This is a genomic window from Azospirillum sp. (assembly GCF_050789165.1).
Map to the genome: position 1 here is coordinate 1 of NZ_JBOZRT010000040.1, position 25195 is coordinate 25195.

The 25195-nt window shown below is 71.0% G+C and carries 31 protein-coding genes, 1 tRNA gene, 1 pseudogene and 1 riboswitch; of the genes and pseudogenes, 11 read left to right on the top strand and 22 right to left on the bottom strand.

The window, feature by feature from the left end; genetic code table 11:
- The 4 genes and pseudogenes from ACRWK7_RS09140 to ACRWK7_RS09155 all read left to right on the top strand — a co-directional run.
- A pseudogene (locus tag ACRWK7_RS09140) lies at positions 1 to 155 on the top strand (ABC transporter ATP-binding protein); the annotation flags it as partial.
- Positions 155 to 508, top strand: a complete 354-nt coding sequence (locus tag ACRWK7_RS09145; RefSeq protein WP_431855899.1) for a DUF6867 family protein — start codon at positions 155 to 157, stop codon at positions 506 to 508. The pseudogene ACRWK7_RS09140 and the gene ACRWK7_RS09145, both read left to right, overlap by 1 nt.
- Before the next feature lie 147 nt (positions 509 to 655).
- Positions 656 to 2341, top strand: coding sequence for a methyl-accepting chemotaxis protein (locus ACRWK7_RS09150; protein ID WP_431855900.1), 1686 nt, complete (start codon positions 656 to 658; stop codon positions 2339 to 2341).
- Positions 2342 to 2391: 50 nt separating this feature from the next.
- Positions 2392 to 2499: riboswitch (SAM-I-IV-variant riboswitch) on the top strand.
- Positions 2500 to 2544: 45 nt separating this feature from the next.
- Positions 2545 to 2841 carry a hypothetical protein gene (locus tag ACRWK7_RS09155; RefSeq protein WP_431855901.1) on the top strand — a complete coding sequence of 99 codons (297 nt, stop codon included), beginning with the start codon at positions 2545 to 2547 and terminating at the stop codon, positions 2839 to 2841.
- A 7-nt stretch (positions 2842 to 2848) separates the two neighbouring features.
- Here the strand turns inward: ACRWK7_RS09155 and ACRWK7_RS09160 are convergent, their stop codons facing one another.
- The 4 genes from ACRWK7_RS09160 to ACRWK7_RS09175 form a co-directional block, all read right to left on the bottom strand.
- Complete coding sequence (locus ACRWK7_RS09160) at positions 2849 to 3382, bottom strand: hypothetical protein (RefSeq protein WP_431855902.1); 534 nt, start codon at positions 3380 to 3382, stop codon at positions 2849 to 2851.
- Positions 3383 to 3515: 133 nt separating this feature from the next.
- Positions 3516 to 3591, bottom strand: a tRNA-Glu gene (locus tag ACRWK7_RS09165).
- 173 nt (positions 3592 to 3764) lie between these two features.
- Positions 3765 to 4118, bottom strand: a complete 354-nt coding sequence (locus ACRWK7_RS09170) for a GcrA family cell cycle regulator (RefSeq protein ID WP_431855903.1) — start codon at positions 4116 to 4118, stop codon at positions 3765 to 3767.
- A 73-nt stretch (positions 4119 to 4191) separates the two neighbouring features.
- The gene (locus tag ACRWK7_RS09175) at positions 4192 to 4422 is read right to left on the bottom strand and encodes a hypothetical protein (protein ID WP_431855904.1); all 231 of its coding nucleotides are present in this window, start codon (positions 4420 to 4422) and stop codon (positions 4192 to 4194) included.
- 304 nt (positions 4423 to 4726) lie between these two features.
- Here ACRWK7_RS09175 and ACRWK7_RS09180 point away from each other — a divergent pair, with 304 nt between their 5' ends.
- Positions 4727 to 5656, top strand: coding sequence for an NAD-dependent epimerase/dehydratase family protein (locus tag ACRWK7_RS09180; protein ID WP_431855905.1), 930 nt, complete (start codon positions 4727 to 4729; stop codon positions 5654 to 5656).
- Here ACRWK7_RS09180 and ACRWK7_RS09185 read toward each other — a convergent pair.
- The gene (locus ACRWK7_RS09185; RefSeq protein WP_431855906.1) at positions 5637 to 6083 is read right to left on the bottom strand and encodes a hydrogenase maturation protease; all 447 of its coding nucleotides are present in this window, start codon (positions 6081 to 6083) and stop codon (positions 5637 to 5639) included. The genes ACRWK7_RS09180 and ACRWK7_RS09185 overlap by 20 nt on opposite strands.
- A 104-nt stretch (positions 6084 to 6187) precedes the next feature.
- Between ACRWK7_RS09185 and ACRWK7_RS09190 the strand changes: the two genes are divergently transcribed.
- Positions 6188 to 6355 carry a hypothetical protein gene (locus ACRWK7_RS09190; RefSeq protein ID WP_158284105.1) on the top strand — a complete coding sequence of 56 codons (168 nt, stop codon included), beginning with the start codon at positions 6188 to 6190 and terminating at the stop codon, positions 6353 to 6355.
- Here ACRWK7_RS09190 and ACRWK7_RS09195 read toward each other — a convergent pair whose 3' ends face one another.
- From ACRWK7_RS09195 to ACRWK7_RS09215, 5 genes are read right to left on the bottom strand one after another with little or no spacing between them, the layout of a single operon-like run.
- Positions 6356 to 7663, bottom strand: coding sequence for a Ni/Fe hydrogenase subunit alpha (locus ACRWK7_RS09195; RefSeq protein ID WP_431855907.1), 1308 nt, complete (start codon positions 7661 to 7663; stop codon positions 6356 to 6358).
- The gene (locus tag ACRWK7_RS09200) at positions 7650 to 8447 is read right to left on the bottom strand and encodes an oxidoreductase (protein ID WP_431855908.1); all 798 of its coding nucleotides are present in this window, start codon (positions 8445 to 8447) and stop codon (positions 7650 to 7652) included. Before ACRWK7_RS09200 ends, ACRWK7_RS09195 begins: the two co-directional genes overlap by 14 nt.
- A 2-nt stretch (positions 8448 to 8449) precedes the next feature.
- Positions 8450 to 9319 (bottom strand): FAD/NAD(P)-binding protein, encoded by an 870-nt coding sequence (locus ACRWK7_RS09205; protein WP_431855909.1) that lies wholly within the window; start codon positions 9317 to 9319, stop codon positions 8450 to 8452.
- A gap of 25 nt (positions 9320 to 9344) precedes the next feature.
- The gene (locus ACRWK7_RS09210) at positions 9345 to 9818 is read right to left on the bottom strand and encodes a cyclic nucleotide-binding domain-containing protein (RefSeq protein WP_431855910.1); all 474 of its coding nucleotides are present in this window, start codon (positions 9816 to 9818) and stop codon (positions 9345 to 9347) included.
- A gap of 1 nt (position 9819) precedes the next feature.
- On the bottom strand, positions 9820 to 11022 hold the full coding sequence (locus tag ACRWK7_RS09215; RefSeq protein ID WP_431855911.1) for a 4Fe-4S dicluster domain-containing protein: 1203 nt from the start codon (positions 11020 to 11022) through the stop codon (positions 9820 to 9822).
- Between the two features lie 179 nt (positions 11023 to 11201).
- Between ACRWK7_RS09215 and ACRWK7_RS09220 the strand changes: the two genes are divergently transcribed.
- Positions 11202 to 11963, top strand: coding sequence for a GmrSD restriction endonuclease domain-containing protein (locus ACRWK7_RS09220; RefSeq protein ID WP_431855912.1), 762 nt, complete (start codon positions 11202 to 11204; stop codon positions 11961 to 11963).
- Between the two features lie 3 nt (positions 11964 to 11966).
- Here the strand turns inward: ACRWK7_RS09220 and ACRWK7_RS09225 are convergent, their stop codons facing one another.
- On the bottom strand, positions 11967 to 13025 hold the full coding sequence (locus ACRWK7_RS09225; RefSeq protein WP_431855913.1) for an Ldh family oxidoreductase: 1059 nt from the start codon (positions 13023 to 13025) through the stop codon (positions 11967 to 11969).
- An 83-nt stretch (positions 13026 to 13108) separates the two neighbouring features.
- Here ACRWK7_RS09225 and ACRWK7_RS09230 point away from each other — a divergent pair, with 83 nt between their 5' ends.
- Positions 13109 to 13366, top strand: a complete 258-nt coding sequence (locus ACRWK7_RS09230) for a hypothetical protein (protein ID WP_431855914.1) — start codon at positions 13109 to 13111, stop codon at positions 13364 to 13366.
- Between the two features lie 4 nt (positions 13367 to 13370).
- On the opposite strand, the gene ACRWK7_RS09235 is transcribed toward ACRWK7_RS09230, so the two are convergent.
- Positions 13371 to 13862, bottom strand: coding sequence for a hypothetical protein (locus ACRWK7_RS09235; protein WP_431855915.1), 492 nt, complete (start codon positions 13860 to 13862; stop codon positions 13371 to 13373).
- Between the two features lie 451 nt (positions 13863 to 14313).
- Between ACRWK7_RS09235 and ACRWK7_RS09240 the strand changes: the two genes are divergently transcribed.
- The 3 genes from ACRWK7_RS09240 to ACRWK7_RS09250 are packed head-to-tail and all read left to right on the top strand — an operon-like array spanning position 14314 to position 16182.
- Complete coding sequence (locus tag ACRWK7_RS09240; protein WP_431855916.1) at positions 14314 to 14889, top strand: DUF1003 domain-containing protein; 576 nt, start codon at positions 14314 to 14316, stop codon at positions 14887 to 14889.
- A 23-nt stretch (positions 14890 to 14912) separates the two neighbouring features.
- Positions 14913 to 15158 carry a hypothetical protein gene (locus ACRWK7_RS09245; protein ID WP_431855917.1) on the top strand — a complete coding sequence of 82 codons (246 nt, stop codon included), beginning with the start codon at positions 14913 to 14915 and terminating at the stop codon, positions 15156 to 15158.
- A gap of 1 nt (position 15159) precedes the next feature.
- Positions 15160 to 16182, top strand: a complete 1023-nt coding sequence (locus ACRWK7_RS09250) for a Gfo/Idh/MocA family protein (RefSeq protein ID WP_431855918.1) — start codon at positions 15160 to 15162, stop codon at positions 16180 to 16182.
- Positions 16183 to 16292: 110 nt separating this feature from the next.
- Here the strand turns inward: ACRWK7_RS09250 and ACRWK7_RS09255 are convergent, their stop codons facing one another.
- The 10 genes from ACRWK7_RS09255 to ACRWK7_RS09300 all read right to left on the bottom strand — a co-directional run bounded on the left by ACRWK7_RS09255 (position 16293) and on the right by ACRWK7_RS09300 (position 25181).
- Positions 16293 to 17186 (bottom strand): 3-hydroxyacyl-CoA dehydrogenase NAD-binding domain-containing protein, encoded by an 894-nt coding sequence (locus tag ACRWK7_RS09255; protein WP_431855919.1) that lies wholly within the window; start codon positions 17184 to 17186, stop codon positions 16293 to 16295.
- 3 nt (positions 17187 to 17189) lie between these two features.
- Complete coding sequence (gene mmsB / locus ACRWK7_RS09260) at positions 17190 to 18080, bottom strand: 3-hydroxyisobutyrate dehydrogenase (protein ID WP_431855920.1); 891 nt, start codon at positions 18078 to 18080, stop codon at positions 17190 to 17192.
- A 67-nt stretch (positions 18081 to 18147) separates the two neighbouring features.
- Positions 18148 to 19098, bottom strand: coding sequence for an MBL fold metallo-hydrolase (locus ACRWK7_RS09265; RefSeq protein WP_431855921.1), 951 nt, complete (start codon positions 19096 to 19098; stop codon positions 18148 to 18150).
- Positions 19099 to 19159: 61 nt separating this feature from the next.
- Entirely contained in the window at positions 19160 to 19861 is a 702-nt protein-coding gene (locus ACRWK7_RS09270) for an ABC transporter ATP-binding protein (RefSeq protein WP_431855922.1), read from the bottom strand.
- 12 nt (positions 19862 to 19873) lie between these two features.
- Positions 19874 to 20680 carry an ABC transporter ATP-binding protein gene (locus tag ACRWK7_RS09275; protein ID WP_431856019.1) on the bottom strand — a complete coding sequence of 269 codons (807 nt, stop codon included), beginning with the start codon at positions 20678 to 20680 and terminating at the stop codon, positions 19874 to 19876.
- Positions 20681 to 20703: 23 nt separating this feature from the next.
- Positions 20704 to 21642 carry a branched-chain amino acid ABC transporter permease gene (locus tag ACRWK7_RS09280; RefSeq protein WP_431855923.1) on the bottom strand — a complete coding sequence of 313 codons (939 nt, stop codon included), beginning with the start codon at positions 21640 to 21642 and terminating at the stop codon, positions 20704 to 20706.
- 13 nt (positions 21643 to 21655) lie between these two features.
- Positions 21656 to 22531 carry a branched-chain amino acid ABC transporter permease gene (locus tag ACRWK7_RS09285; RefSeq protein WP_431855924.1) on the bottom strand — a complete coding sequence of 292 codons (876 nt, stop codon included), beginning with the start codon at positions 22529 to 22531 and terminating at the stop codon, positions 21656 to 21658.
- Between the two features lie 162 nt (positions 22532 to 22693).
- Positions 22694 to 23845, bottom strand: coding sequence for an ABC transporter substrate-binding protein (locus ACRWK7_RS09290; RefSeq protein ID WP_431855925.1), 1152 nt, complete (start codon positions 23843 to 23845; stop codon positions 22694 to 22696).
- A 90-nt stretch (positions 23846 to 23935) separates the two neighbouring features.
- Complete coding sequence (locus tag ACRWK7_RS09295) at positions 23936 to 24346, bottom strand: hypothetical protein (protein WP_431855926.1); 411 nt, start codon at positions 24344 to 24346, stop codon at positions 23936 to 23938.
- Between the two features lie 13 nt (positions 24347 to 24359).
- Positions 24360 to 25181, bottom strand: a complete 822-nt coding sequence (locus ACRWK7_RS09300) for a Phenylacetic acid catabolic protein (RefSeq protein WP_431855927.1) — start codon at positions 25179 to 25181, stop codon at positions 24360 to 24362.
- Positions 25182 to 25195 lie beyond the last annotated feature (14 nt).

The window sequence follows — 25195 nt, forward strand, 5'->3', positions numbered from 1 at the left end:
CCGTCTTCATGGTCGAGCAGAACGCCTATCACGCGCTGAAGCTCGCCCACCGCGCCTACGTCATGGTCACCGGCCGCATCACCATGAGCGGCACCGGGGCCGAGCTGCTGGCCGACCCGGAGGTCCGCGCCGCCTATCTCGAGGGAGGGCACTGATGGAACAGCTTCTGGGATCCTCGCCCGGCGTCTTCATCGGGCTGACCCTGGTGGTGTTCGGCGGCTGCGGCTGGCTGACCGGCCAGTCGCTGGCATCGGGGTGGAAGCCGCTGGGGGCGGTGTTCGGCTACGCCGCGCTGCTCGGCGCCGGCGACCGCTTCCTGGTCTTCGGGCTGTTCGGCGGCGAGCTGCTGTCGGCCTGGGGGTACCTGTTCCACACCGGCGTGCTGGCGGTGATCGTCTGGCTGTCCTACTCCGCCGGCATGGCCCGGCGCATGGTCCGCCAGTACCCCTGGCTGTACGAGCGCGTTGGCCTGTTCGGCTGGCGCGAGCGGCGCCGGCAGCCCGCCTGACCTTATCACCGGAGCGTCCACCCCCTTTCCGCACCCGCCGGAGCCTCTCCGGGCGGGAAGGGGGACACTCGCGCGCCGGCCGCCCCCTCCGGTTCGGGGCGCGGCGGCCGGCGGCCTTTTCCTGAACAGCATACGGAAGGGTCGAGCATGCCTGGGGACACGCGGCGCCGTTTCTGGACCATCGGGCGGAAGGTCACCGCCGCCTTCGTCGCCGCTCTGCTCGGCGGCTTCGTCGCCATCATGGGCATGCAGGCGGCCATGCAGTACCGCGACGCGGTGCGCCTTGCCGCGCACGATGCCCGCGTGAAGACGGAGATGCTCGCCAACGCCGTGCGCGTCGGCATCCTGGCCGGCGACGGCGCGGCGGTGGAGAGCGAGTTCATGCCGCTCGCCAACTCCAACGAGGTGCAGCTGGCCTCGCTGCGCGCGCTGTCGGTGTCGGCCGGGGCGCTGGTGGACTTCGCCAACCCGCGCTTCGCCCGCTACGACCTCGGCGCCGACGCGGATCTGGCCGAGGCCGCGAAGGGCGGGGCCGCGAAGGGCGGGGCCGCGAAGGGCGGGGCAGGGGTGCAGGTGCGCTCCGGCAACGGGCACATCGTGGTGGCGGTGCCGGTGGTCAGCGGCAAGAGCAACCGGCTGATCGGCGTGCTCCAGATCGCCTGGAGCCTGGAGGAGCAGGTCGCCGCGATCCAGGGGCAGATGCGCGGGCAGGTCGCGGCGGCGCTGCTGGCGCTGGCGGTGCAGATCCTGCTGCTCAACGTCCTGCTCGGCCGCGTGGTGGTGAGGCCGCTGCGCGCCATGGCGGCGGTGATGGCGCAGCTTGCGCGCGGCGACACCGGCGTGGCGGTGCCGGGCGCCGGCCGGCACGACGAGATCGGCGACATGGCGGACTCGCTGCGCGTCTTCCGCGACAACGCCGAGGCCATCCAGCGGATGCACGCCGACCAGGCCGAGGCGACCGCCCGCGCGGAGCGCGACAAGCGCGCCGCGCTCTGCGCCCTCGCCGACCGCTTCCAGAGCCGGGTGAGCCGGCTGGTGGAGGGCATCGCGGCGTCCGCGCAGGGCATGGCCGGCAGCGCCGGCACCATGGCGGAGGAGGCCGGCGACGCCTCGGCGCGGTCGCAGGAGGCGGCGCGCGAGGCCGCCGCCATCCTCGGCAACGTCCGCTCCGCCGCCGCCGCCGCGACCGAACTCGCCGGCTCCATCCACGGCATCGAGGAGCAGGTCGGCCACTCCGCCCGCATCGCCGGCGCCGCGGTGGCGCACGCCGGCCGCACCAACGAGACGGTGCAGGGCCTGATCGCCAGCGCCGGGCGGATCGGGCAGGTGGTCGAGCTGATCCACGCCATCGCCAAGCAGACCAACCTGCTGGCCCTCAACGCCACCATCGAGGCGGCACGGGCAGGGGAGGCCGGCAAGGGCTTCGCGGTGGTGGCCAGCGAGGTGAAGGGCCTCGCCGACCAGACCGCCAGGGCGACCGACGAGATCAACGCGCACGTCGCCGCCATGCAGGGCGTGACGCGCGAGGCGGCGGCGGCGATCCAGGCCATCGCCGCGACGATCACCGAGATCGACTCCATCTCCGGCGCCGTCACCGCCTCGGTCGGCGAACAGAACGCCGCCACGCGGGAGATCGCGCGGGCGGTGGAGATGGCGGCGCTCGGCAGCCAGGGCGTGTCCTCGACCGTCGCCGGGCTGGCGCACACCACAGAAAACGCGGGCGGCACCGCCGCCGCCGTGCTGTCCGCCGCGCGCGGCCTGTGCGAGCAGAGCCGCGCGCTGTCCGCCGAGATGGCGGGCTTCCTGGACGAGGTGCGCTCCCAGGCCGCGTGAGGATTTTGGAGCGCGGCGCTTGCGCCGCCGCGCTCCAGGCTGTATACACGCCCCAGCATCAAGAGTTGGGCTGACGCCCAACACCAACCTGCCGACCCGGGCAAGGTGGTGCTCCCGCGAGGGAGGATGTGGCCGTACCGGCAACCAAACGGGACCGAGCCGCCGCGTCAGCCCTCCTCGCCGAACCAGAGGAGGGATTTTTTATGCCGGACAGCCTTTCCATCGCCCCGCTCGACCTGTCGCAGCCCGACCTGTCGCTGATCCTCGGCCCGGACGACACCGCCGTCGCCGTCGGGCCATGTCCGCTGCCGGACAGCGGCCGGCGCTTCGTGCGCGGGACGGTGTACGTGGTGGTGCACCGCCGTTTCGGGCTGTGGACGCACGTCTACCGGGTTCTCGAGGAGGACCGGCCGGGCCGGATGCTGGTGCACCTGGACAAGGTCCTGGCCGGCGACCGCCTGGACGAGGCGCGGGACTGGGCGCGGCCCCCCGGACGGTGAGCCCCGCTCACCGCCCCGAATGCGGGGAATGCGAAGGGGTTCCGGAGGAGCCGCCCTGCAGCAGGGCCCGCCCGAGCAGACCGAAGTCCCGCTCGACGTCCCGGGTGAACCGTTCGAGTTCCTGCTGAACGGCGGACACGGCTTGCGTCACCGGATCTTTCCGGACCGTGGGCTGCGCCTCGGCGGTGTACGTCCGCATCGGTTCCGGATCGACGCCGGGCGGCTGGGGGGGCGCAGGGCGGGCGTCGTTGTCCTCCCCGGCGCGCGCCCGGTTCGGCCTTGCGGGAAGCGCCGTCGTTTTCACGCCGTCGGCGCCCGTGGCGTGCCTGCCGCGGTCTTTCGAGCTGGCGATCCTTCCCCCGTGGGGCGGCGTGGCGTCGGTCGTGTTGCGGGCGAAGCTGTCCAGGCACAACCCCTGGTGCCGGGCCTGCTCCAGTGCGTTTCCCGTCAGCAGCCAGCAATCCAGCGTTTCCGCTCCGCACGCGGACCCGAACGAAAACAGCGCGAGCGCCACTGCGCAGCACCGAACCATGCGCGCCATATCGACGTCCTCCCTCGCCGCCGCGGTCGCGACGGCCCCACCGAAGACATACAAGTCGCCTTCGGCAGCATTCCCCGGGAAAAAGAGAGGAGGCGGAGCGTTTGGCATACCTCCGCAGGATGGATGCGGAGGGTGGCGTCCCCACGGGGATTCGAACCCCGGTTGCCGCCGTGAGAGGGCGGTGTCCTAGGCCTCTAGACGATGGGGACATCGTGCACCGGCAAGGGCGCCGTAGATATCCGACCGGAGGCTTGGGCGCAAGCGAAACTTTATCGAAAGTGTCACGATGGCCGGATCGACACGGGATGGCCTGCCCCGGCCACCGTATATTATTTCCATAATCACCATTATGCGATTTTAGGCAATGCGGGCGGGCGCCCTCTCACGGGCTGCGCCGCACGAAGACGCGGCGGTGATGGCGTTCGCAATACGAGGAGCCCGGCCGCCGGCGCTCCTGGCAATAGGTCCAGTCCTCGTCGCCCAGGTCGCCCTGGATCCAGCGGCAGCCGCGCGGTTCCCGCGTCGAGCGCTCCTCCTCCCGCCGCCGCTGCACGGCGTAGCCGCCGACGCCGTCGTGCGACGCCAGCCCCAGCCGGTGGCAGCGCCCGGCCACCGCGTTGCGCGTCGTGCCGAACAGGTCGGCGATCTCGCCGTACGAGCGCCGTTCGTGGACGAAGAGCTGTTCCAGGATCTCCCTCGACGCCGGCCAGCCGCCGGTCCGCGCATCCCACGGCATGTCGCGTGTCCCCCTCGCACGTCCTGAACGCTCAACGCTCAAGGCCGCGCTGGGTTTCCGCGCGCTTCGAAAATCAGGCGGTGATGTCGAGGAACATGCCGCGGCGGTAGTTGCGCGGCAGCGTCAGGATGCCGTTCACCATCAGGCTGGCGAGCTGGCGCACCGACGGGATGCGCTGCCGCCCCGGGGTGCCGACCTCCCCCACCCGGCCACCGCCGCGGCCGGCGGACAGCGCGCGGGCTCCGCCACCGTCGGGGCGGATCGGGTCGGTGCTGCGGTCTCCGGTGCGGCGGATCGAGTCCATGGTCCGTATTTACCATAAATGCGCAGGGCGGGCAACCGCCCCTCCTCCGGCAAGGATGGAACAAGGATGGGACAGCGCTCTTGACCGGAGTTATCCACAAAATGGTGGACAGCTCCGTGGATAAGCCTGTTGAACCCGTGGCCGTCGTTGCCCGGCGCGGGGTGCGGGGTGGCGCGCCGAATCGCCCTCCCCGTCCGGAGAGGGGCTCCCATCCTGCGCCGCCCCGCTAACCCCGAAGAAGAGGTAGGGGATCGCCCGCCCTGCCCCATATCAGGCTTCGTTGGTAGACGAAGGAGCTGGCGCGATGGCGCACTATCTGGTCACCGGCGGCTGCGGCTTCATCGGTTCGCACTTGGCCGATGCCCTGTTGGGCGAGGGGCACGCCGTCACCATCCTCGACGACCTGTCCACCGGCCGGCTGGAGAACAAGCCGTCGCGCGCCGAGCTGGTGGTCGGCGACGTCGCCGATGCCGACGCCGTGCGGCACGCCATGGACGGCGTGGACGGCGTGTTCCACCTTGCCGCCGTCGCCTCGGTGCAGCGCTCCAAGGAGTTGTGGGCGGAGACGCACCGCACCAATGTCGGCGGCGCCGTGACGGTGTTCGAGGTGGCGCGCGCCATCCGCGATGGCGGGTCGGTGCCGGTGGTCTACGCCTCCTCCGCCGCGGTGTACGGCGACAACCCGGACACGCCGCTGGGCGAGGACTGCGTGCCGCAGCCGCGCTCGGCCTATGGCGTGGACAAGCTGGGCTGCGAGCTGCACGCCCGCGTGGCGTGGGAGATCCACAACGTTCCCACCGTGGGCTTCCGCTTCTTCAACGTCTACGGGCCGCGCCAGGACCCGCTGTCGCCCTACTCCGGCGTCATCTCGATCTTCGCCCGCCGGGTGGCGCGCGGCGAGGAGGTGGAGATCCACGGCGACGGCGAGCAGGTGCGCGACTTCGTCTACGTCGGCGACGTGGTGCGCTTCCTGATGGCCTCCATGCAGAAGCGCTCGCAGGGGGCGGCGGTCTACAATCTGTGCACCGGCCGGCCGACCTCGATCCTGATGCTGCTGGACGTGCTGCAGGAACTGTGCGGCAAGAAGGCACGGCGCCTGCACCGGCCGGCGCGGCCGGGCGACATCCGCGTGTCCATCGGCGATCCGGCCAAGGCGCGCGCCGCCTACGGGCTGACCTGCCGCACCGGCCTCCTGGAGGGGCTGGGCGCCACGGTCAGCTGGGCGGTGCTGTGAGTTCGGCGGCGATGCGCTGCGCCACCAGGTCCGCGGCCTCGGCCACGGCGGGCGTCAGCGCGTCGCCGAAGCCGAAGTCGGCGCCCTCGATTCCCCAGATCACCAGGCGTTCCGGCAGGTGGCCGAGCGCGCGGGCCGTCTCCACCGCCTCGGCGAGGCCGAACAGATGGCTGGAATAGCGGAACAGGCCGCGCGGCGGTGCGGCGCCCACGGCGTCCAGCCGCACGACGGTGCCCGATTCGGCACCGGACTGCGTGGCGTCGACCACGACGACGCGGGCTTGGCCGCGCCACGCCTCGATCAGGCCGGCGCCCTCGCCCGAATGCTCCTGCGCCGGGATTCCCAGCGCCGCCAGCCGGTCGGCGACCGCCGGACCGACGCCGTCGTCGCGGCGGAAGCGGTTTCCGATACCCAGCACCAGCGTCATCGCGTGGCCCCTTCACCCTTCGGACAGGGGCGGAACGGCGGCCGTCCGGCATCCGTTCTCAACGATCCCATCCCGCACACCTCGGCAGCACAGGGTACGATCCGATGACCATCACCCGCAATCGCGAGGACGAGAACCGCGAAGCCACCTGGCGGCTGTTCCGCCTGGAGGAGCCGACCTTCGACGACCTCACCCGCGGCGTCTTCCTCGGCGTCGTCTGGTGCTTCGTCATGTGGGCGCCGATGTTCATCGACGTGCTGACGAAGCGCTGATCAGCCGCGCTCCACCGTCAGCGTCAGGAAGTGCGTGGCGCAGGAGATGCAGGGGTCGTAGTTGCGGATCGCCTGCTCGCAGCGCCACTTCAGCTGCTCGTCGGGCAGGTGCAGGTGGGCCTGCACCACGCCCCACAGATCGCGCTCGATCTGCTTCTGGTTCTGCGCCGTCGGCGGGACGATGCGGGCGTGCGTGATGCGCCCCTCCCCGTCCAGGTCATAGCGGTGCCAGCACAGGCCGCGGGGCGCCTCTGTGCAGCCGTGGCCGCGCCCGGCGCCAGGGGCGATCGGCGGCGCCGGGATCGCCAGTTCCTCATAGCGTTCCGCCAGCTTCAGCGCCTCCTCGAAGGCGTACAGCACCTCCACCGCGCGGACGACGATGCTCTTGAACGGGTTGCGCTCGACCGGACCCAGGCCGGCGTCGTAAGCGGCCTGCCGGGCAAGCGGCGACAGCTGCGCGTGGTTCAGCGCGTAGCGGGCCAGCGGGCCGACCATGTAGGGGCCGCTGCCGTCCGTCATCACGCCGTGCAGGGCGGTGGAGTGCCGGACGTGTTCCTCGTCGAAATGCTCCTCGAAGGCGGAGACCGGGATATCCAGCCCGCGGTTGGAGACCAGCCGGCCGCGCTCGATGGCGTAGTCCTCGTCGTGGTGCAGGGCGACGAAGGTGTAGTCGTGCTCGTAGTCGGGGAACTCCAGGCCGGCGAAGACCCTGACGGTCGCCAGAGATTCGTCGACCGCGCGCTTCAGCGGCTCGATGAGGGCGCGCACCTCGGCCTTGCGGGGCGACTTGTAGAAGCCGCCGACCCTGGTGTTGACCGGGTGGATGGCGCGGCCGCCGATGACCTCGATGATGCGGTTGCCGAGCTTCTTCAGCTGCAGGCCGCGCTCGACCAGCTCCGGGTGCACCTTGGCGATCTGGAGGGCGTCCTCCATCCCCAGGAAATCCGGCGCGTGCAGCAGGTAGGCGTGCAGCACGTGGCTCTCGACCCACTCGCCGCAGTACATCAGGCGGCGCAGCTTGCGCACCCCCTCGCCGATGTCGACGCCCAGCGCGTCCTCCATGGCCTGGCTGGCGCCGGCGATGTAGGCGACCGGGCAGATGCCGCAGATGCGCGACGTGATGTCCGGCGCGTCGGAATAGGGACGGCCCTTCAGCAGCGCCTCGAAGAAGCGCGGCGGCTCGAAGATGCGGAACTTGACGTCGGTGATGACCCCGTCCTTGACCCGGACGGTCAGGGCCCCCTCCCCCTCCACGCGGGCGAGCGCGTCCACCTTGATGGTGCGGCTGGCGGTTTCAGCGATCGTCATGGGCATCACCCTCCTTCCGGAAGGTCTCGGCGTTGGCGTTGAAGGAGCGGAAGGCCTGGGCGATGTCGCGGCTGCCCACCCCCAGCGCCGCCATGTGCCGGGCGAGGCTGGCGGTGTTGGGGTTCTCCTTCGGGCCGAAGCAGCCGTAGCAGCCGCGCGCGAAGCCCGGGCACAGGTTGCCGCAGCCGGCCTGCGTAACCGGCCCCAGGCACGGCGTGCCGTGCGCCACCGTCACGCAGATCGTGCCCGCCATCTTGCACTCCACGCACTGGCTGTGCGCGGGGATCACCGGCTTGCGGCGGTTCAGCGTGGCGTTCAGCACCTCCAGCAGCTGGTGCTTGTTCACCGGGCAGCCGCGCAGCTCGAAGTCCACCGCCACGTGGTCCTGGATGGCCGTCGAGGTCGCCAGCGTGTCGATGTAGGCGGGGTGCGCGTAGACCGCCCTGATGAAGCCGTCGACGTCGCGGAAGTTCCGCAGCGCCTGGATGCCGCCCGCGGTGGCGCAGGCGCCGATGGTGACGAGCACCTTCGACTGGGCGCGGATCTTCTTGATGCGGACGGCGTCGTGCGGCGTGGTGATCGAGCCCTCGACCAGCGAGACGTCGTACGGCCCCTTGATCTCCACCCGCGTCGCCTCGAGGAAATAGGCGATCTCCACCGCCCCGGCGACCTCCAGCAGCTCGTCCTCGAGGTCGAGCAGCGAGAGCTGGCAGCCGTCGCAGGACGAGAACTTCCACACCGCGAGCTTGGGTTTGGCCTGTTTGGATTTTCGGGCCTGGACCATGGCTACAGCTCCCGCACCGTGAAGATGTCCTCGATGGTGTCGTAGCGGTACACCGGCCCGTCCTTGCACATGAAGGAGCCGCCCATCTGGCAGTGCCCGCAGAAGCCCACGCCGCACTTCATGTTGCGCTCCAGCGTCACGTAGATACGGTCCGAGGTGATGCCGCGCTCGTGCAGCGCCTGCACGGCGGGGCGGGTCATGGTCTCCGACCGGCAGACGTAGGCGGTGGTGAGCTCCGGGTCGAAGCGGGCGATCTTGACGAGGTTGGCGACGCTGCCCACCCGCCCGCGGTAGCCGCTTGGGGCCGAGTGCACGGTGACGTGCACCTGCAAATCGAAGCGCCCGCGCCAGCGGTGCAGGTCCTTCTCGTACAGGATGTCGTGGGTGCCGCGCGAGCCGTAGCAGATCACCACCTTGCCGAAGTGCTCGCGCCGGTGCAGCACCTCGTGGATCAGCGGGCGCAGGGGGGCGAGGCCGATGGTGCCGGTGACGAACAGGATGTCGTTGCCGTACGCCTCCTCGATGGGCCATGCCCGGCCGAACGGGCCGCGCACGCCGACCACGTCGCCGACCTTCAGCTTCGCCAACGCCTTGGTCACCGTGCCGACCTCGCGGATGGTGTGCACCAGCGTGGTCAGGTCGCGGCAGTCGCCGGAGATGGAGATCGCCACCTCGCCCGCGCCGAAGGCGTAGAGCATGTTGAACTGTCCGGGCTGGTAGACCAGCGGCCGGCCGTCCAGCGAGCGCAGGTGCAGCGTGAAGCAGCCGTCCACCTCGGCGATGCGGCGGACGATGCGGAACGGCCGCGTGTCCATCGGGTCGGGCGCAGGGGCGGGGGAAGCGTTCACGCGGGTCGGTAGGGTGCCGTCCATGACGGTCGCTCCGCAGCGGTGGTGCTCAGTAGACGGCGTCCGTGGTCAGCTCGACGATGCGCAGCCGCGCCTCGGAGATGCGGCGCCCCATGATCGGGATGAAGCGCTGGTAGAGCTGGTAGCCGAGCTCGTGGTTGGCCTCGAGCTTGGTGCGCAGGCAGGCGCCGTCGATGGTGATGGCGCGCACCTGATCGGTGGCGCGGGCGTCGAAGGTCCAGACGTAGGGCGGCACCAGCCAGGACCAGCCGATGATCTCGCCCTCGCCGATGTTCTCCACCACCACCGCGGGCCGGCCGGGCGCGTGCACCTCCACGGCGACGCTGCCCTGGCGGATCAGGTAGAAGTGGTCGGCCTTGCCGCCCTCCTTGAACAGGTACTCGCCGGGCCGGTAGTGCGCGTTGGCGCAGCAGCCGACGACGATGTCGCGGACGTCCGAGCTCATGTCCCGGAAGAACGGATGTTCGGCCAGCAGCCGGCCCAGCCCCTCGATCGCCACCATCTCACGCCCTCCCCTCGTCGGTGCCCTTTGCGTCGCCACGCGTGCTGTCGTGGATCGCGCGGGCTTCCTCGGTGATGTCGATGCCGACCGGGCACCAGGTGATGCAGCGCCCGCACCCGACGCAGCCCGAGGTGCCGAACTGCTCGTGCCAGGTCGACAGCTTGTGGGTGATCCACTGGCGGTAGCGCGACGCCGTGCTCTGCCGGATGCTGCCGCCGTGGATGTAGGAGAAGTCCAGGGTGAAGCAGGAATCCCAGCGCCGCACCCGCTCCGTCCGTTCGCCGGCGAGGTCGGTCACGTCCTCCATGGTCGAGCAGAAGCAGGTCGGGCAGACCATGGTGCAGTTGGCGCAGGACAGGCAGCGCTTCGCCACCTCGTCCCAGCGCGGGTGCTCCAGGGTCTTCGCCAGCAGGCCGGCGACGTCCGGCACCATGGCGCGGCCCATCTGCCCGCGCGCGGCGTCGGTGACGGCTTGGGCGGCCTGCACGTCGTACACCTCGGCCCGCCGGCCGGGCAGCGCGTCCAGGATGGCGCGGCCGTGTTCGCTGCCCGCCTCGACCAGGAAGTCGTGCCAGCCGTTGCGGTTGATCTCGGTGATGGCGAGGTCGTAGCCGCCCTCGGCCTTCGGGCCGCCGCCCATCGACGTGCAGAAGCAGGTGCCGCCCGCCCGCCCGCAGTTGACCGCGACCACGAACGCCGTGGCCCGCCGCGCGGCGTAGCCCTGGTCGGTGAACTGCGGGGCGCCGTGCCCGCCGTCGTGCGGCTGCACGCCGAACACTTGGTCGTGGATGCCGAGCGCCTTCAGTTCGCACGGCCGGACGCCGAGGAACGCCTGGCGCGGCGGCGTGTCGTCGGGCTTCTCCACGGTGAAGCCCTTCTCCGGGTCGCGCGCCGCCGTCCACAGCGACTGCCGCGGCGGGTACAGCGCGCGCTTCCAGCTGTGCGGGCCGACCGTGTAGCCGAACAGCGTCTCGTCCGGGCCGGTGTTCAGGCGGTAATGGCCGCCGTCCTGCTCGTCGATGACGCCGATGGGGAGGTCGGCGGTGCTGTCGACCGGCTCGTAGGCGATGGCGCCGTCGCGCACGCGGGGGCCGATCACCGCGTAGCCATCGCCTTGCAGCGCGGCGATCAGGGCGTCGAGGCCGTCGCGGCCGACCACCAGCCGGTGGCCGGCGGGCGCCGCGTTGGTGTCGTTGTGAACCATGGGCTCCGTCCGATGCGAAGCGTTCCGACGGGCACGAGTATACGCGTGTCACGGCGCGCCACGCTGCGCAAATAGCCGCAGCCGGAGGTCTCGTGCCCTGCGCCTTTCGGGGGGCTTGGACCTTTTCAACGGAGCGCGCGCGCCGTAATGATCGCCGGCGGACGGACGGGGGATCGGCGATGGATCGATGGAACGGCGGCGGACGGCGGTCGTGGCGGCGCCTGTCGCCGGGCGCGCTGCTGCTGGCGCTGGCGCTGCTGGGCGGGGCGGCGCTGCTCGAACGGCTGGATCTGCTGCCGCCCGGCACGGTGGAACGGCTGCTCGGCCAGGAGCCGAAGCGCCCCGCCTACCGCGTGCCGGCGGTGCCCCCCGACGCCGCGCGGGTCGACGTGGCGGAGGTCGAGGGCTGGCTCGCCCGCGTCCGGGTGGTGGCCGAGAAGCAGAAGGGCTATCGCCGCGAGGACTGGCCGCACTGGGCCGAGGTGCCCGGCAGCTGCCGCGACGTGCGCGCCGCGGTGCTGATCCGCGACAGCCTGGAGCCGGTGCAACTCTCCTCCGACGGCTGCCGGGTGATCCGCGGGCGCTGGCGCGACTCCTACACCGGCCAGGAATCCCGCGATCCGCACGAGTTGGACATCGACCACCGCGTGCCGCTGGACGAGGCGCACGACAGCGGCGGCCACGCCTGGAGCCGCGAGCGCCGCGCCGCCTACGCCAACGACCTGACCGACCGCCGCACGCTGGTCACCGTCGCCGCCGCCGTCAACCGGGCCAAGGGCTCCAAGGGACCGGACGAGTGGCTGCCGCCCGACCGCACGCAGCTCTGCCGCTACGTCGCCGACTGGGTGGCGGTGAAGCTGCGCTGGGAGCTGGCGGTGGACGCCCGCGAGCGCGCCGCCATCGACCAAGTGCTCGACGGCTGCCGGCGCGCGGGGCGGTAGGGCTCAGCCCAGCCCCTCCGGCACCGGCACACCGAGCGCCGCCGACTTGCCGCGCAGCGCGTCGAGGATCGCCGGCGACAGCGCCACGCCGGACTCGAGCTGCTGCCGGCGCCGCTCCAGCCCGCGCTCGCCGGGCAGGCGGACCGGCGGCGCGCCCTCCGGCACGCGGGACTCGCGGCAACTGCGGGCCAGCGCCTCCATCTGGTGGCGGAAGGCGCCCTGCCCGCCGGCACGCGCCGGATCGACGATCTGCAGGAACACCGCCGCGCCCCAGCGCTTCTCCGGCTCCGCCCGGCCGTAGCCGCCGAGGCCGGCGGTCAGCGCCTCGACCAGCAGCGACAGGGCGAAGCCCTTGTGGCCGTGGTCCTGGCCGCCGATCGGCAGGATGGTGCCGGGCGGGTCGGTGAACAGCGCCGCCGGGTCGTCGGTCGTCCGGCCGTGCGCGTCCTGCACCCAGGGGTGCGGCAGGCGCCCGCCCTGCTTGTGAAGGCGCCCGGTCATGCCGTTGGTGGTGATCGAGGTGCTGACGTCCAGCAGGATCGGCCCGCCCTCCGTCGGGATGCCGGCGGCGATGGGATTGGGCGTCACCACCGGCGACAGCCCGCCGAACGGCGCCACGCTGGCCACCGCCGGGTCGGATGAGGCGAGGATGATCAGCCGCCCGGCCTCCGCCACCGGCCGCAGGTAGGCGGCGAGGCAGGCGATGTGGTGGCTGCGGCGGATCACGACGGTGGCGCTGCCGTGCTCGGCGGCGCGGGCCGAGGCCGCGTCGATCGCCCGGCGCACCAGCCAGGGGCCGGGCAGCCAGCCGCCGTCCCACAGCGCCAGCGCGCCCGCGTCCGACACCACTTCGGGCTCGCCCCGGGTCGCCATGCGGCCGGCGGCGATCTCGTCCAGGTACGGGGCCAGCAGTTGCAGGCCGTGCGTGTCGTGGCCGAGCAGGTCACCCTCCATCAGCACGTCGGCGACGACGCCCGCGCGCTCCTCGGCCAGCCCGGCCCGTGTCAGCAGCGTCGCGGCCCAGCCACGCAGCGTGTCGGCCGACGGCCGTTGCGTCTCCATGCGTCCCTCCCCTGCACTCCCGTCCGGGCACCGTTTGCCCCGACAGACGTTTTGTCAGGAGGGAAGCTTTGCAAGGACGAGCGATGTTTGGAAACCCATTCCTGCGCATGCTGACCATCGCGGCGGTGCTGACGCTGCCGCTGGCGGCGTGCGACGACCAGACCTCCGCCGAGAAGGCCGGCGCCGAAGCCGGCCGCGCGGTGGATCAGGCGGCCGAACGGGTCGGCGAGGCCGCGGGCGACGTGGCCCGCGGAGCCGGCCGGATGATGCAGGACGCCGGCGAGGCCATCGAGCGCGCCGCCCGCGACCCGCGCGGCACCCAGGAGCCGCCGAAGCGCTGACGCCTCACAGCCCGTCGAACAGCAGCTGCGCCGGGGGCGTCGGCTTGCTGCTCGACGGCGCCTTGGCCGGCTTCGCCGCCTTGGGGGTGGGCTTGGAGGGCGTGGCGTTGGGGGGCGTGGCCTTGGGGCGGGCCGGCGCCCGGCGCGGGGCGATGCCGACGCCGCGCTTGGCGCGGTCCACCGCCTTGTCGCGGGCGACGGCCTCCGCGGCGGCGGGGTCGCCGTCCAGCCACTTGCCGCGCTTGATCACCTCGTTCACCCGGCCCTGGTTGACGCCGAGCTGGAAGGCGATCTCCTGCTGCGTCATCTGCGTGGTGTGGTGGAGGTGCAGGATCTCCCCCGCCAGCTCCGGCGTCATCTTCCGCCCGGTCAGCCGCCGCGCCGGGCGGATCGAGCGGTTGGCGCGGTCGCGCTCCCGGAGCGTCTCCAGAATCTCCAGCGCCGCGGTGTTGCCCGCGGCCTTCAGCGCCTCCTCGAATTCCTTCAGCGTCGCCATCCGAGCCTCCTGCCGATGCGCACCGGACTAGAGATGGGGGCGTTTGCCGAAATGACGAGTTCTTGTTTTGTTGTCAGTGGTGGTATTTGCGTTCGCAAATCCGTGGTTTTGCGACGAAGTACGGCTTTTCAAGGCATTGAGCCGCCTTTCTGATGGGAACATCCGCCGACACGCTCTGCGCTGCCCCTCACGGCCATCCCCTTCCCCTCGCCGTCATCCCCGCGAAGGCGGGGATCCAGGGAGTCATGCGAAATCAAGGCGTTGCCAACGTTGCCTGGATCCCCGCCTTCGCGGGGATGACGGTGAAGGGGGCGCCATAAAAATCAAAAAATCTGAATTTATGCAGTTGATTAGAACATATTTCTCATGCAGCTCATGAACTCCGCCGTCTTGTCGCATCGCTCCCCCTCCTTCCCAGGGAACGGATTCCCGCCGGCCCGGTTCTGTCGGCATGGACGATCATCGCGCGCCGACCGCCGCCACCCGTCAGGGGCCCACCCGCCCTCCGCCCAAGCCGCCGGGCCTCAGCTCGGTGCTGGAGCGCAACATCCAGGCCTTGCAGCGGCGGCGCCAGCACGAGGAGGCCAAGGCCAGCTTCGAAGAGCGGATCGCCGACGGGATCACCCGCTTCACCGGCAGCATGACGTTCGTTTACCTGCACCTCGCCTTCTTCGGGTTCTGGATCATCGCCAACCTCGGCTGGATCCCCGGCGTGCCCAAGTGGGACGAGTCGTTCGTGGAGCTGGCGATGATGGCCTCGGTGGAGGCGATCTTCCTGTCCACCTTCGTGCTGATCAGCCAGAACCGCATGGCGAAGACGGCGGACAAGCGCGCCGACCTCGACCTGCAGATCAGCCTGCTGGCCGAGCACGAGATCACCAAACTCGCAACCCTGGTCGCCGCCATCGCCGAGCGGCTGGACGTGCGCACCGCGGTCGATCAAGAATTGGACGAGATCAAGCGGGACGTCGCCCCGGAGGCCGTCCTCGACGAGATCGAAAGCGAAGCGCCGCCCGATCGGCGGTGACAGGCAACAGGGGGCCGAGTGCGATGAGCAAGTCGATCATGTGGACCGAGACCGACGCCAAAGGCTTCGAATCCGAATGCCTGTTCAACGAGGATTCCCGCAACTACGAGGTGATGGTCTGCGCCTCCGGCCGCCGGCTGTGCCGTTCGGAATCCTTCACCGCCCGCCGCGACCCGCAGCAGGGCATGGACGAGGCCGACCGCCGCACGTCGGTCACCATCGCCGAGCGCCTCGTCGTCGAGATCGAGCACGAGCTGGGCGACCGCTGACATGACCCGCCGTCGCATCGGCGTGATCGGCCTGGGCATGGCGGCCGCGCCGCACGCCCAGAGCCTCATCGACCTGGCCAGCCGCGTCGACGTCGCCGGCTGCTTCAGCCCCACCCCGTCGCGCCGCGAGGCGTTCGCCAAGACCTTCCGCCTGCCGGTGGTGGACCGGATGGAGACGATCCTGGACGACCCGACGGTGTCGGCGGTGCTGGTCCTGACGCCGCCCGACAGCCACGCCGACGTGGTGGCGCGCTGCGCCGCCGCCGGCAAGCACGTGCTGCTGGAAAAGCCGCTGGACGCCACGCCCGAGGGCGCCCGCGCCGTGGTCGAGACCATGGAGCGCGCCGGCCTCACCCTCGGCGTCGTCTTCCAGCACCGCTTCCGCGCCTCGGCGGAGCGGTTGGCCGACCTGCTGGAGCGCGGCGTGCTGGGCCGGCCCGTCTCGGCGGCGGTGTCCGTGCGCTGGTGGCGCGACGCCGGCTACTACGCGCAGCCCGGCCGCGGCATGAAGGCGCGCGACGGCGGCGGCGTGCTGCTGACCCAGGCAATCCACACGCTGGACCTGTTCGTCAGCCTGCTGGGCCTGCCGCGCGCGGTGGCGGGCTTCGCCGGCACCAGCCCGCTGCGCACCATCGACACCGAGGACGTGGTCGCGGCGGCGCTGCGCTACGAGAACGGCCTGCTGGCGACGGTGAACGCGACCACCGCGGCCTTCCCCGGCTTCCCCGAGCGCATCGAGATCGCCGGCACCGCCGGCTCCGCCGTGCTGTCCGGCGACACGCTGGAGGTGGACCTGCACACCGGCGAGGCGATCCGCGAGGGCGGCGAGAAGGGCACGCTGGGCGGCGGCGCCGACCCGATGAACTTCCCCAACCTGCACCACCGCGCCGTGCTGGCGAACTTCCTCGACGCGCTCGACGGCGACGGCCGACCGCGCGTCGACGGCCGCGAGGCGCTGAAGGTGCACCGGCTGATCGAGGCGCTGCTGGGCAGCGACGGCGGTGTGCGGGTGGCCGACGCCTAAAGCGGATTGTGATCCGCTTTAGATTCAAATGGCCTCACATGCCGGCCGGGCTTCGGGCGCACGCGCGCCCGGGACCGCCGTCGCGGTCCAAGATCGGATCACAATCCGATCTAACGCCCGAGCGCCCGGAGCAACGCCATCAGCGCGCGGTCGCGCTCCGCCTCCAGGTCGGCGACCGAGCGGCCGGCGGCCTCCTCGGCGACGCCCTCGACGATGCGGGCCTGCACGTCCGGTCCAAGGCTCGGACTGCCGAGCGATGCCCAGCGGCGGACCTGGCTCGGCCCGAGATGGGCGAGGTAGTGGGCGATGCCGCCCTCGCCGCCGCCCAGGTGGTAGGTCATGTGCGGCCCCATGATCGCCCAGCGCAGGCCGGGGCCGTGGCTGATCGCCGCGTCGATGTCGGCGACGCTCGCCACCCCCTGCTCCACCAGATGCACCGCCTCGCGGTAGAGGGCCGAGCTGAGCCGGTTGGCGATGTGCCCCGGCATCTCGCGCCTCAGCACCACCGGATGGCGGCCGAGCGAACGATAGAAGGCGCAGGCGTCCTCCACCACCGCCGGGTCGTCGCCGACGATCTCGACCAGCGGCAGCAGGTGCGGCGGGTTGAAGGGATGGGCGACGACGTGCCGGCCCGGCGTCCGGCACTCCGCCACGATGGCGCTGCGCAGCAGGGCGGAGGTGCTGCTGGCGACGGTGACCTCCGGCGGGACCAGCGCGTCGATCTCCGCCAGCAGGCGGCGCTTCAGCGCCTCGTTCTCCGGCGCGTTCTCCTGCACGAAGCCGGCGCCCTCCAGGGCATCCGCCATGGCGTCATGAAAGGACAGCGTCCCGCCGCCCGCGCAGCCGAGGTCGGCGAGTTGCGCCAGCGCCCGCTCGACAAAGCGCTCCAGCCGCTCACGCGCGCCGGGCGCCGGGTCGGTGGCGGACACGTCCAGACCGTGCGCCAGGAACAGGGCGGCCCAGCTCGCCCCGACGGTTCCGCAGCCGACGACGGCGACGCGCATGGCTCAGCCCTCCCCGCGCAGCATGCGGACGATGCCGGAGAAGTCCAGGTCGCCGTGCCCGCTGCCGCAGAACAGCGCGTACAGCGCCGCCGCCTGGGCCCCGAGCGGGGTGGCGGCACCGGTCGCCGCGGCGGCCTGCTGCGCCAGCTTGAGGTCCTTCCACATCAGCGCGGCGGCGAAGCCCGGCTTGTGGTCGCGGTTGGCCGGCGAGGTCGGCACCGGGCCGGGAACCGGGCAGTAGGTGGTCAGCGACCAGCACTGGCCGGAGGATTTGGACGCGACGTCGAACAGCTTCTGCGCGTCGAGGCCGAGGCGCTCGGCCAGGATGAACGCCTCGGCCACCGCGATCATGGTGGTGCCGGCGATCATGTTGTTGCAGATCTTCGCCGCCTGCCCGCTGCCCGACGGCCCGGCGTGCACGATGGTGCGGCCCATCGGCTGGAGCAGCGGTTCGGCGCGCCGGAACGCCTCTTCCGGCCCGCCGACCATGAAGGTGAGCGTCGCCGCCTCGGCCCCCACCGTGCCGCCGGACACCGGCGCGTCGACCATCGGGAAGCCCGCCGCCTCGGCCTGCGCGGCGACGGCGCGCGCCGTCTCCACGTCGATGGTAGAGCTGTCGATGAGCAGCGTCCCCGGAGCGGCGGAGGCGAGCACCCCGCCCTCCCCCAGCACCACCTCGCGCACGTGGCGGCCGACCGGCAGCATGGTGACGACGGCGTCCGCGTCGCGCACCGCCTCCGCCGTGCTGGCGGCGACGGTGCCGCCGGCCGCGGCGTGCGCCGCGCAGGCGGCCGGCGCGAGGTCGACGCCGACGACGGTGTGCCCGGCCGTCAGCAGGTTGCGGGCCATCGGCCCGCCCATGTTGCCCAGGCCGATGAAGGCGATGCGTGCCATGCGGTGTCCCTCCCCTGATTTTCCGTCATCCTGACACAGGGAAGGGCCCAAACCAACGACTGGGCCATCAGCCCTGGAGCGACGCCCACATCTGACGGTCGCGCTCGGCGGTCCAGATCTGCGGGTCGCGCAGGCCGCCGGCCTCGTCGTAGGCGCGCGACACGTCGAAGGGCAGGCAGTGCTCGAAGATCACCCAGCCGCCGAAGCGCGGCTCCAGCGCCTTGCGGGTCTCGGCGAACGCCTCCTTGAGCGAGGCGCCGCGGGCGCGGGCCTGCTTCACCGACTGATACAGCGCGCTGACGAAGTCGCGGGTCTCCTGCAGCGCCTTGCCGCACAGCTCCGGCGTCATCAGCGCCTCGCCGCGGCCGGGCACCAGCCGGTGCGGGCCAAGGGCCGCCAGCCGGTACAGCGTCTGCGGCCAGTCCTCCAGGTACGCGTCGCCGGTGTAGGGGGTGGCCCCGAACTCCACCAGGTCGCCGGCGTAGAGCACCTTCTGCTCCGGCAGCCAGACCACCGTGTCGCCCTTGGTGTGGCCGCGGCCGAGCTGCAGGATGTCGACGCGCGTCTTGCCCATGAACAGCGTCATCGAGCCCTCGAACACCAGCGTCGGCCAGGTCAGGCCGGGGATGCTGGAGGCGCCGCGGAACAGGCGCGGGAAGCGGCCCAGTTCGGATTCGTAGTCCTGCTGGCCGCGCTCGACGATGGTGTCCCAGGTGTCGCGGCTGGCGATGATCTGCTCGGCGCCGTAGGCCGAGGCGCCCAGCACGCGCACCGCGTGGTAGTGGGTGAGGACGACGTACTTGATCGGCTTGTCGGTGACGGTGCGCACCTTGGTGATCACGTCCTCGGCCATGGCGGGCGTGGCCTGGGCGTCGATGACCATGACGCCGTCGTCGCCGACGATGATGCCGGTGTTGGGGTCGCCCTCCGCCGTGTAGGCGTAGGCGCCGGGGGCGAGCTGCGAGAAGGTGACCTTCTTTTCCTCGAGGTCGCCGGTGGAGGCGAAAGCAACGGACATGCGGTTCTCCAGGGGCTGACGTAATTTGGTTCAAGCCCCTCCCCCGCGAGGGGGAGGGGCTTCAGAGGCCGAGGTAGGCCTGCTTGACTCGGTCGCTGGCCAGCAGCGCCTCGCCGGTGTCGTGCAGCGTGACCTCGCCGGTCTCCAGCACGTAGCCGCGGTCGGCGATGGCGAGCGCCGCGTAGGCGTTCTGCTCGACCAGGAAGATCGTGGTCCCCTGCTGCTTCAGGCCTTGCACGGCGTTGAAGATCTCGCCGACCAGCAGCGGGGCGAGGCCCATGCTGGGTTCGTCGAGCAGCAGCAGGCGCGGATGCGCCATCAACGCGCGGGCGATGGCGACCATCTGCTGCTGGCCGCCCGACAGGGTGCCGGCCGGCTGGTGGCGCTTCTGCTTGAGGATGGGGAAGCTGGCGTACATCCGCTCGATGTCGTCGTTCGGCTTGCCGCCGCGCCGGTAGGCGCCGAGGCGGAGGTTGTCCTCCACCGACAGCGGGCCGAACAGCTGGCGTCCCTCCGGCACCTGCAGGATGCCCTCGGCGACGCGCTGATGCGGCGTCATGCGGGTGATGTCGACGCCCTCGAACTTGATGGTGCCGCTGGTCGCCGCCTGCACGCCGGACAGGGTGCGCAGCAGCGTCGTCTTGCCGGCGCCGTTGGCGCCGACCAGCGCCACCAGCTCCCCCTCGTTGACCACGAGGTCGACGGATTTGAGCGCGTGGATGCGGCCGTAATGCGTGTTAATGCCGCTGATCTCGAGAAGCACGGCGGGGTCTCCTTATGCCATCGAGCCGAGGTAGGCGGCGATCACGTCGGGGTTCGCGCTCACCTCGGCGGGCGTGCCCTCGGCCAGCTTGCGGCCGTAGTTCAGCGCCAGGATGTGGTCGGAGATGCCCATGACCATCTTCATGTCGTGCTCGACCAGCACCACCGTGATGCCGCGTGCGGCGATCCGCTTGATCAGCTCGTCGATCTCGCGGCTCTCGGTGCCGTTGAGGCCGGCGGCCGGCTCGTCGAGCAGCAGCATCTTCGGCTCCGCGGCCAGCGCGCGGGCGATCTCCAGCCGCTTCAGGGCGCCGTAGGGCATGGCCGAGGCCTGGGCGTCGATGTACTTGGACAGGCCCACCTCGCGCATCAGCTCGGCGGCCAGCTCGCGCGCCTCCTTGTCCTTGCGCACCAGGCGCGGCAGGCGGAACAGCGCCGCCAGCACGCCGCGGTCGAGGTGGAGGTGCCGCCCCACCATCACGTTCTCCAGCGCCGACATGTTGAAGAAGATCTGCAGGTTCTGGAACGTGCGCGACATGCCGCGCGCCGCCAGCAGATAAGGCGGCAGGCCGGAAATGTCGCGGCCGTCGAACAGGATGCGCCCGTAGGTCGGCGTGTAGACGCCGGTGATCAGGTTGAACAGCGTGGTCTTGCCGGCGCCGTTCGGGCCGATGATCGAGACGATCCTTCCCTTCGGCAGCGTGAAGCTGAGGTCCTGGATCGCCAGCACGCCGCCGAACTCGCGGCTCAGGTTCTCGACGCGCAGCAGGGGGGACGCCCGTTCGGCGACGGCGGGGGCGGCTTGGGCGAGGGTGTCCATCATGGCGGGGGACGCGGCGTCGATCATACCCGCCTCCGCGGCGCGATCAGGGCGGAGAGCGTGGGCACCAGCCCGCGGGGCATGAAGACCATGGTCAGCATCAGGATGGCGCCGAGCACCATCGCCTCGTAATCATGAAAGGACGTCAGGAGCTGCGGCAGCACCGTCAGCACCACCGCGCCGACCACGGCGCCGAAGGTGGACGCCATGCCGCCGAACACCACCATGGTGACCAGCTCGATGGAGCGGAAGAAGTCGCTGGCCGACGGCGTGATGAAGCCGAGGTAGTGCGCCGAGAGGCTGCCGGTGACGCTGGCCATCACCGCGGACAGCACGAACACCATCACCTTGTAGCCGGCGGTGTCGACGCCCAGCGTCTCGGCCGCCACCTCGGCGCCGTGCACGGCGCGCAGCGCCCGGCCGGCCGGGCTGTCGACCAGGTTGAGCGCGCCCCACACCGCCAGGATCAGCAGCGCCGCGACGATCCAGTACCAGACCTTCTCGCCGTAGGCCTGGAAGCCCAGGACGGCGAAGCTGTCCACCGGCATGCCGTCGGGGCCGCCGGTGATTCTCGTCTCGGTCTTCAGCACGATGGAGATGATGATGCCGATGCCCAGCGTCGCCATGGCGAGGTAATGGCCCTTCAGGCGCAGGATCGGCTTGGCGACGGCGAAGGCCAGCAGCCCGACCGCCGCGGCGCCGGCCAGCAGCGCCGCCAGCGGCGGCCAGCCGTGGGAGGACACCAGCACCGCCGAGGCGTACGCCCCCAGCCCGAAGAAGCCGGCGTGCCCCAGGCTGATCTGCCCGGCGAAGCCGATCAGCAGGTTCAGCCCGACGCAGACGATGGCGTTGAAGCCGGCGACGATGGCGATGTTCAGCAGGAAGTTGTTGGTGAGCGCCAGCGGCAGCAGCGCGGCGACCACGGCCAAGACGGCCAATGGGGCAAGTCGATGCGACGACATTCCGGCTTTCCCCTTACACGCGCTCGGTGCCGCGCTTGCCGAACAGGCCGTTCGGCATGAACACCAGCACCAGCAGGATGATGACGAAGGCCACCGCGTCCTTGTAGGCGGAGGACAGGTAGCCGGCGGACAGCGCCTCGGCGATGCCGACGATCAGGCCGCCGACCACGGCGCCCAGCCCGTTGCCGAGGCCGCCCAGCACGGCGGCGGTGAAGCCCTTGAGGCCCAGCATGATGCCCATCTCGCTGGACGAGAAGGTGATCGGCGTCACCACCGCGCCGCCGACGGCGCCCAGGGCGGCCGACAGCGCGAAGGCGGCCAGCACCACCTTGCGCACGTTGACGCCCACCAGCTGGGCGGCCAGCCGGTTGTAGGAGGTCGCCAGCATGGCCTTGCCGGCCAGCGTGCGGGTGAAGAAGAAGCCGATGACCAGGATCAGCACCAGCGCCACGCCGACCACCCACAGCGACTGCGGCAGGATCGCGGCACCGAGGAGCAGGATGGGCGCGTCGCCGGAGAAGGAGTCCAACTGGTGGAACTCCTTGCCCCACACCACCTCGGCCAGCCCGCGCAGGAAGATGGAGGCGCCGATGGTGATGATGATGAGCGTGACGACGGAGGCGTTGCGCGCCTTCTCAATGGCGAACTTGGCCAGCAGCACGCCGCCCAGCATGGCGGCGGCGCAGCCGACGAGGATGGCCAGCGGCAACGGCAGGCCGGCCGCGGTCAGCGTCGCCGCGCTCATGCCGCCGATCATGATGAACTCGCCCTGGGCGAAGTTGATCACGGTGCTGGCGTTGTAGATGATCGCGAAGCCCAGGCCGGCCAGCGCGTAGATCGCGCCGACGGTGATCCCGGACACCAGGAATTGCAGGAAATCGGCGCCCATGGTGATGGCGTCTCCAGGTGGAGCCCCTCTCCCCTCGCGGGAGAGGGGTTTGGGAGAGGGGGCAGGTGCTGAACGTTTCCGGTCGGCTGCGCGGACGCCACCCTCTCCCCAACCCCCCTCCCGTCAAGGGAGAGGGGCTAGGAGCGGCGCCGTGCAAGTCCGTCAGTCGGCCAGCTGCCAGTTGCCCTGCTTGATCTCGACCATGTGGAAGGCGTCCAGCCCCAGGCCCATGTGGTCGGTCGGCGACATGGTCACGGTGCCGCCGGTGCCGACGTAGCCCTTGGTCTTCTCGATCTCGTCGCGGACCTTGGCCTTGTCGGTCGTGCCGGCGCGCCGGATCGCCTCGACCGCCAGCATCAGCCCGTCGTAGGCATGGCCCGCGAAGGTCGAGGGCTCCGCCTGGAACTGCTTCTGGTAGGCCTCGGTGAAGGCCATGACGACCTTCTTCTGCGGGTCGGCATTGGACAGCTGCTCGGCCACCACGAGGCCGGCCGCCGGCAGGCGCACGCCCTCGGCCGCACCGCCGGCCAGCTTGATGAAGTCCTTCGACGCCACGCCGTGGCCGTGGTAGAGCGGCAGCGCCATGCCGAGCTGGCGGTAATTGCGCGTCACCACCACCGGCCCCTGCCCCAGGCCGAACACCAGCACGGCCTGCGCCTGCCCGTTGTTGCGGATCTTGGTCAGCTGCGCGGTGACGTCGTTGTCCTTGGCGCCGTAGACCTCGTCGGCGACGATCTCGATGCCGCGCTCCTTGGCGACCTTCAGCGTCTCCTCGCGGCCGGACTTGCCGAAGCCGGAGTCCTCCGACAGCAGGGCGAGCTTGCTCAGGCCCCGCTTCTTGAGGTCGAGCATGACCTTCTCGGCGGCCATGCGGTCGGTGTGCGGGGTCTTGAACACCCACTTCTTCACCGGCTCGACGATGACGACCGCGCCGGCCAGGGAGATGAAGGGGATCTCGGCGCGCTCGGCCAGCGGCACCGCGGCCATGGTGGCGGCGGTGGTGGTGCCGCCGACGATGACGTCGACCTTGTCGCTCTCGATCAGGCGCTTGGCGAAGCTGCCGGCCTTGGCGGCGTCGGCGCCGTCGTCATAGACGATCAGTTCGATCCTGCGGCCGTTGATGCCGCCGTCCTTGTTGATCTTGTCGACGTACAGCTCCAGCACCTTCTTCTCCGGATCGCCGAGGAAGGAGGCCGGGCCGGTGGCCGACAGGAAGGAGCCGATGCGGATGAGGTCCGCGGCGGAGGCGGTGCCGGCCAGCAGGCCGACGGCGGCGGTGGCCGTCGCGAGGACGCCCACGATGCGCTTGAGCATGATTCACTCCCATAGGTCGTTCTTGTTATCGTTTCAAACGAAACTTTTTTGAGACGCGAAGGCCGGTGAAGGGTCGGTTCCTCCCGGTTGTCAGTGGCTGAACAGCAGGCGCGACAGCCGCGCCCCGGCGGCGCCGAACGCCTCGACGGCGTCCTCGTAGGCGTCGCGGGCGACGGCGTATTCCTCGACCAGGCCGGTGGCGATGCCCTCGCCGAACAGGCGGACGTGCAGCGCTTCGCAGCGGTCGAGCTTCAGGTCGGCGTCCAGCCCGCACACCATGTAGGCGCGGGCGGCGGCGGCGGTCTCGCCGGACAGGGCGTCCAGCGGCGGCACGGCGGGATGGTCGTGCGTGGCGAAGTCGCCGCGCAGCTGGTCCCACAGCGCCGCCCAATCGACGGCACCGGCGTCGGGCATCGCCTCCATGGCACGGTAGCCGTAGCGGGCCAGCACGGCGCGGCCGTCGATCAGCAGGCGGTTCGGCAATTCCTGGACCGGAACCATGGCGCCCTCCCCTCTAGCCGACGAGTGCGGTGAGTTGCGCCTCGCCGGCGTCGTAGCTCATGCGCATGTCGTAGTCGGGCTCGACGCCGGCCGGCAGCTCCAGGCCGATCTCCTTCAACCGCGCCTCCAGCAGTTCCAGGTACTCGGCCTGGAGTTCCTCGGGGCGCTTCGTCTTCAGGCCGACATCGTAATATTGGTCGAAGGTGGCCGAGCGGTCCGGCCCGGTGGACGGCCGGCCGTAGAAGCCCAGGCCCATGCGCAGGAACTTCGGCACGCGCGATTGCAGGTCCTCGCGCGCGGCCTCGCCGCCGAACTCGATCACCCGCTTCGCCGCCCAGACGCCGAAGGCGAGGTGGCCGTATTCCTCCTTGTGGATGCGGCTGTTGACGCGCGCCCAGGGCAGGTAGGAGCAGTCGCGGTACTGGCCCAGGAAGGCCACCGCCGCCGGCGTCACCACGCCCGAGAACAGCGCCACGTCCGACCAGCTGTCGAACCAGCGCGACCAGTTCTCCTGGCGGAAGCCGTTGATGACGCAGACCTTGCGTGCATCGGGATTCTCCGGGTTGCGCACCAGCTCGGCCAGCCGCGCGTCCACGTCCACGCCCAGGTCCTGCATCAGGTTCCAGACGTAGTAGGCGTGGCCCATCTCCTCCATGACCTTCTTGGACAGGCGGTAGGCCTCTTCCGGCCGCGGCGCGAAGCGCATGTTCTCCGCCACGCGCTGGGCGCCCGCGTACTCCGAATCCCCCTGGAAGGACATCAGATGGATGAGCATGGCGCGGTACGCCTCGGGCAGCGGATCGCCCTTGTCGTAGGTCTTCCATGTCCTGGACATGGCGTTCCCCCTCT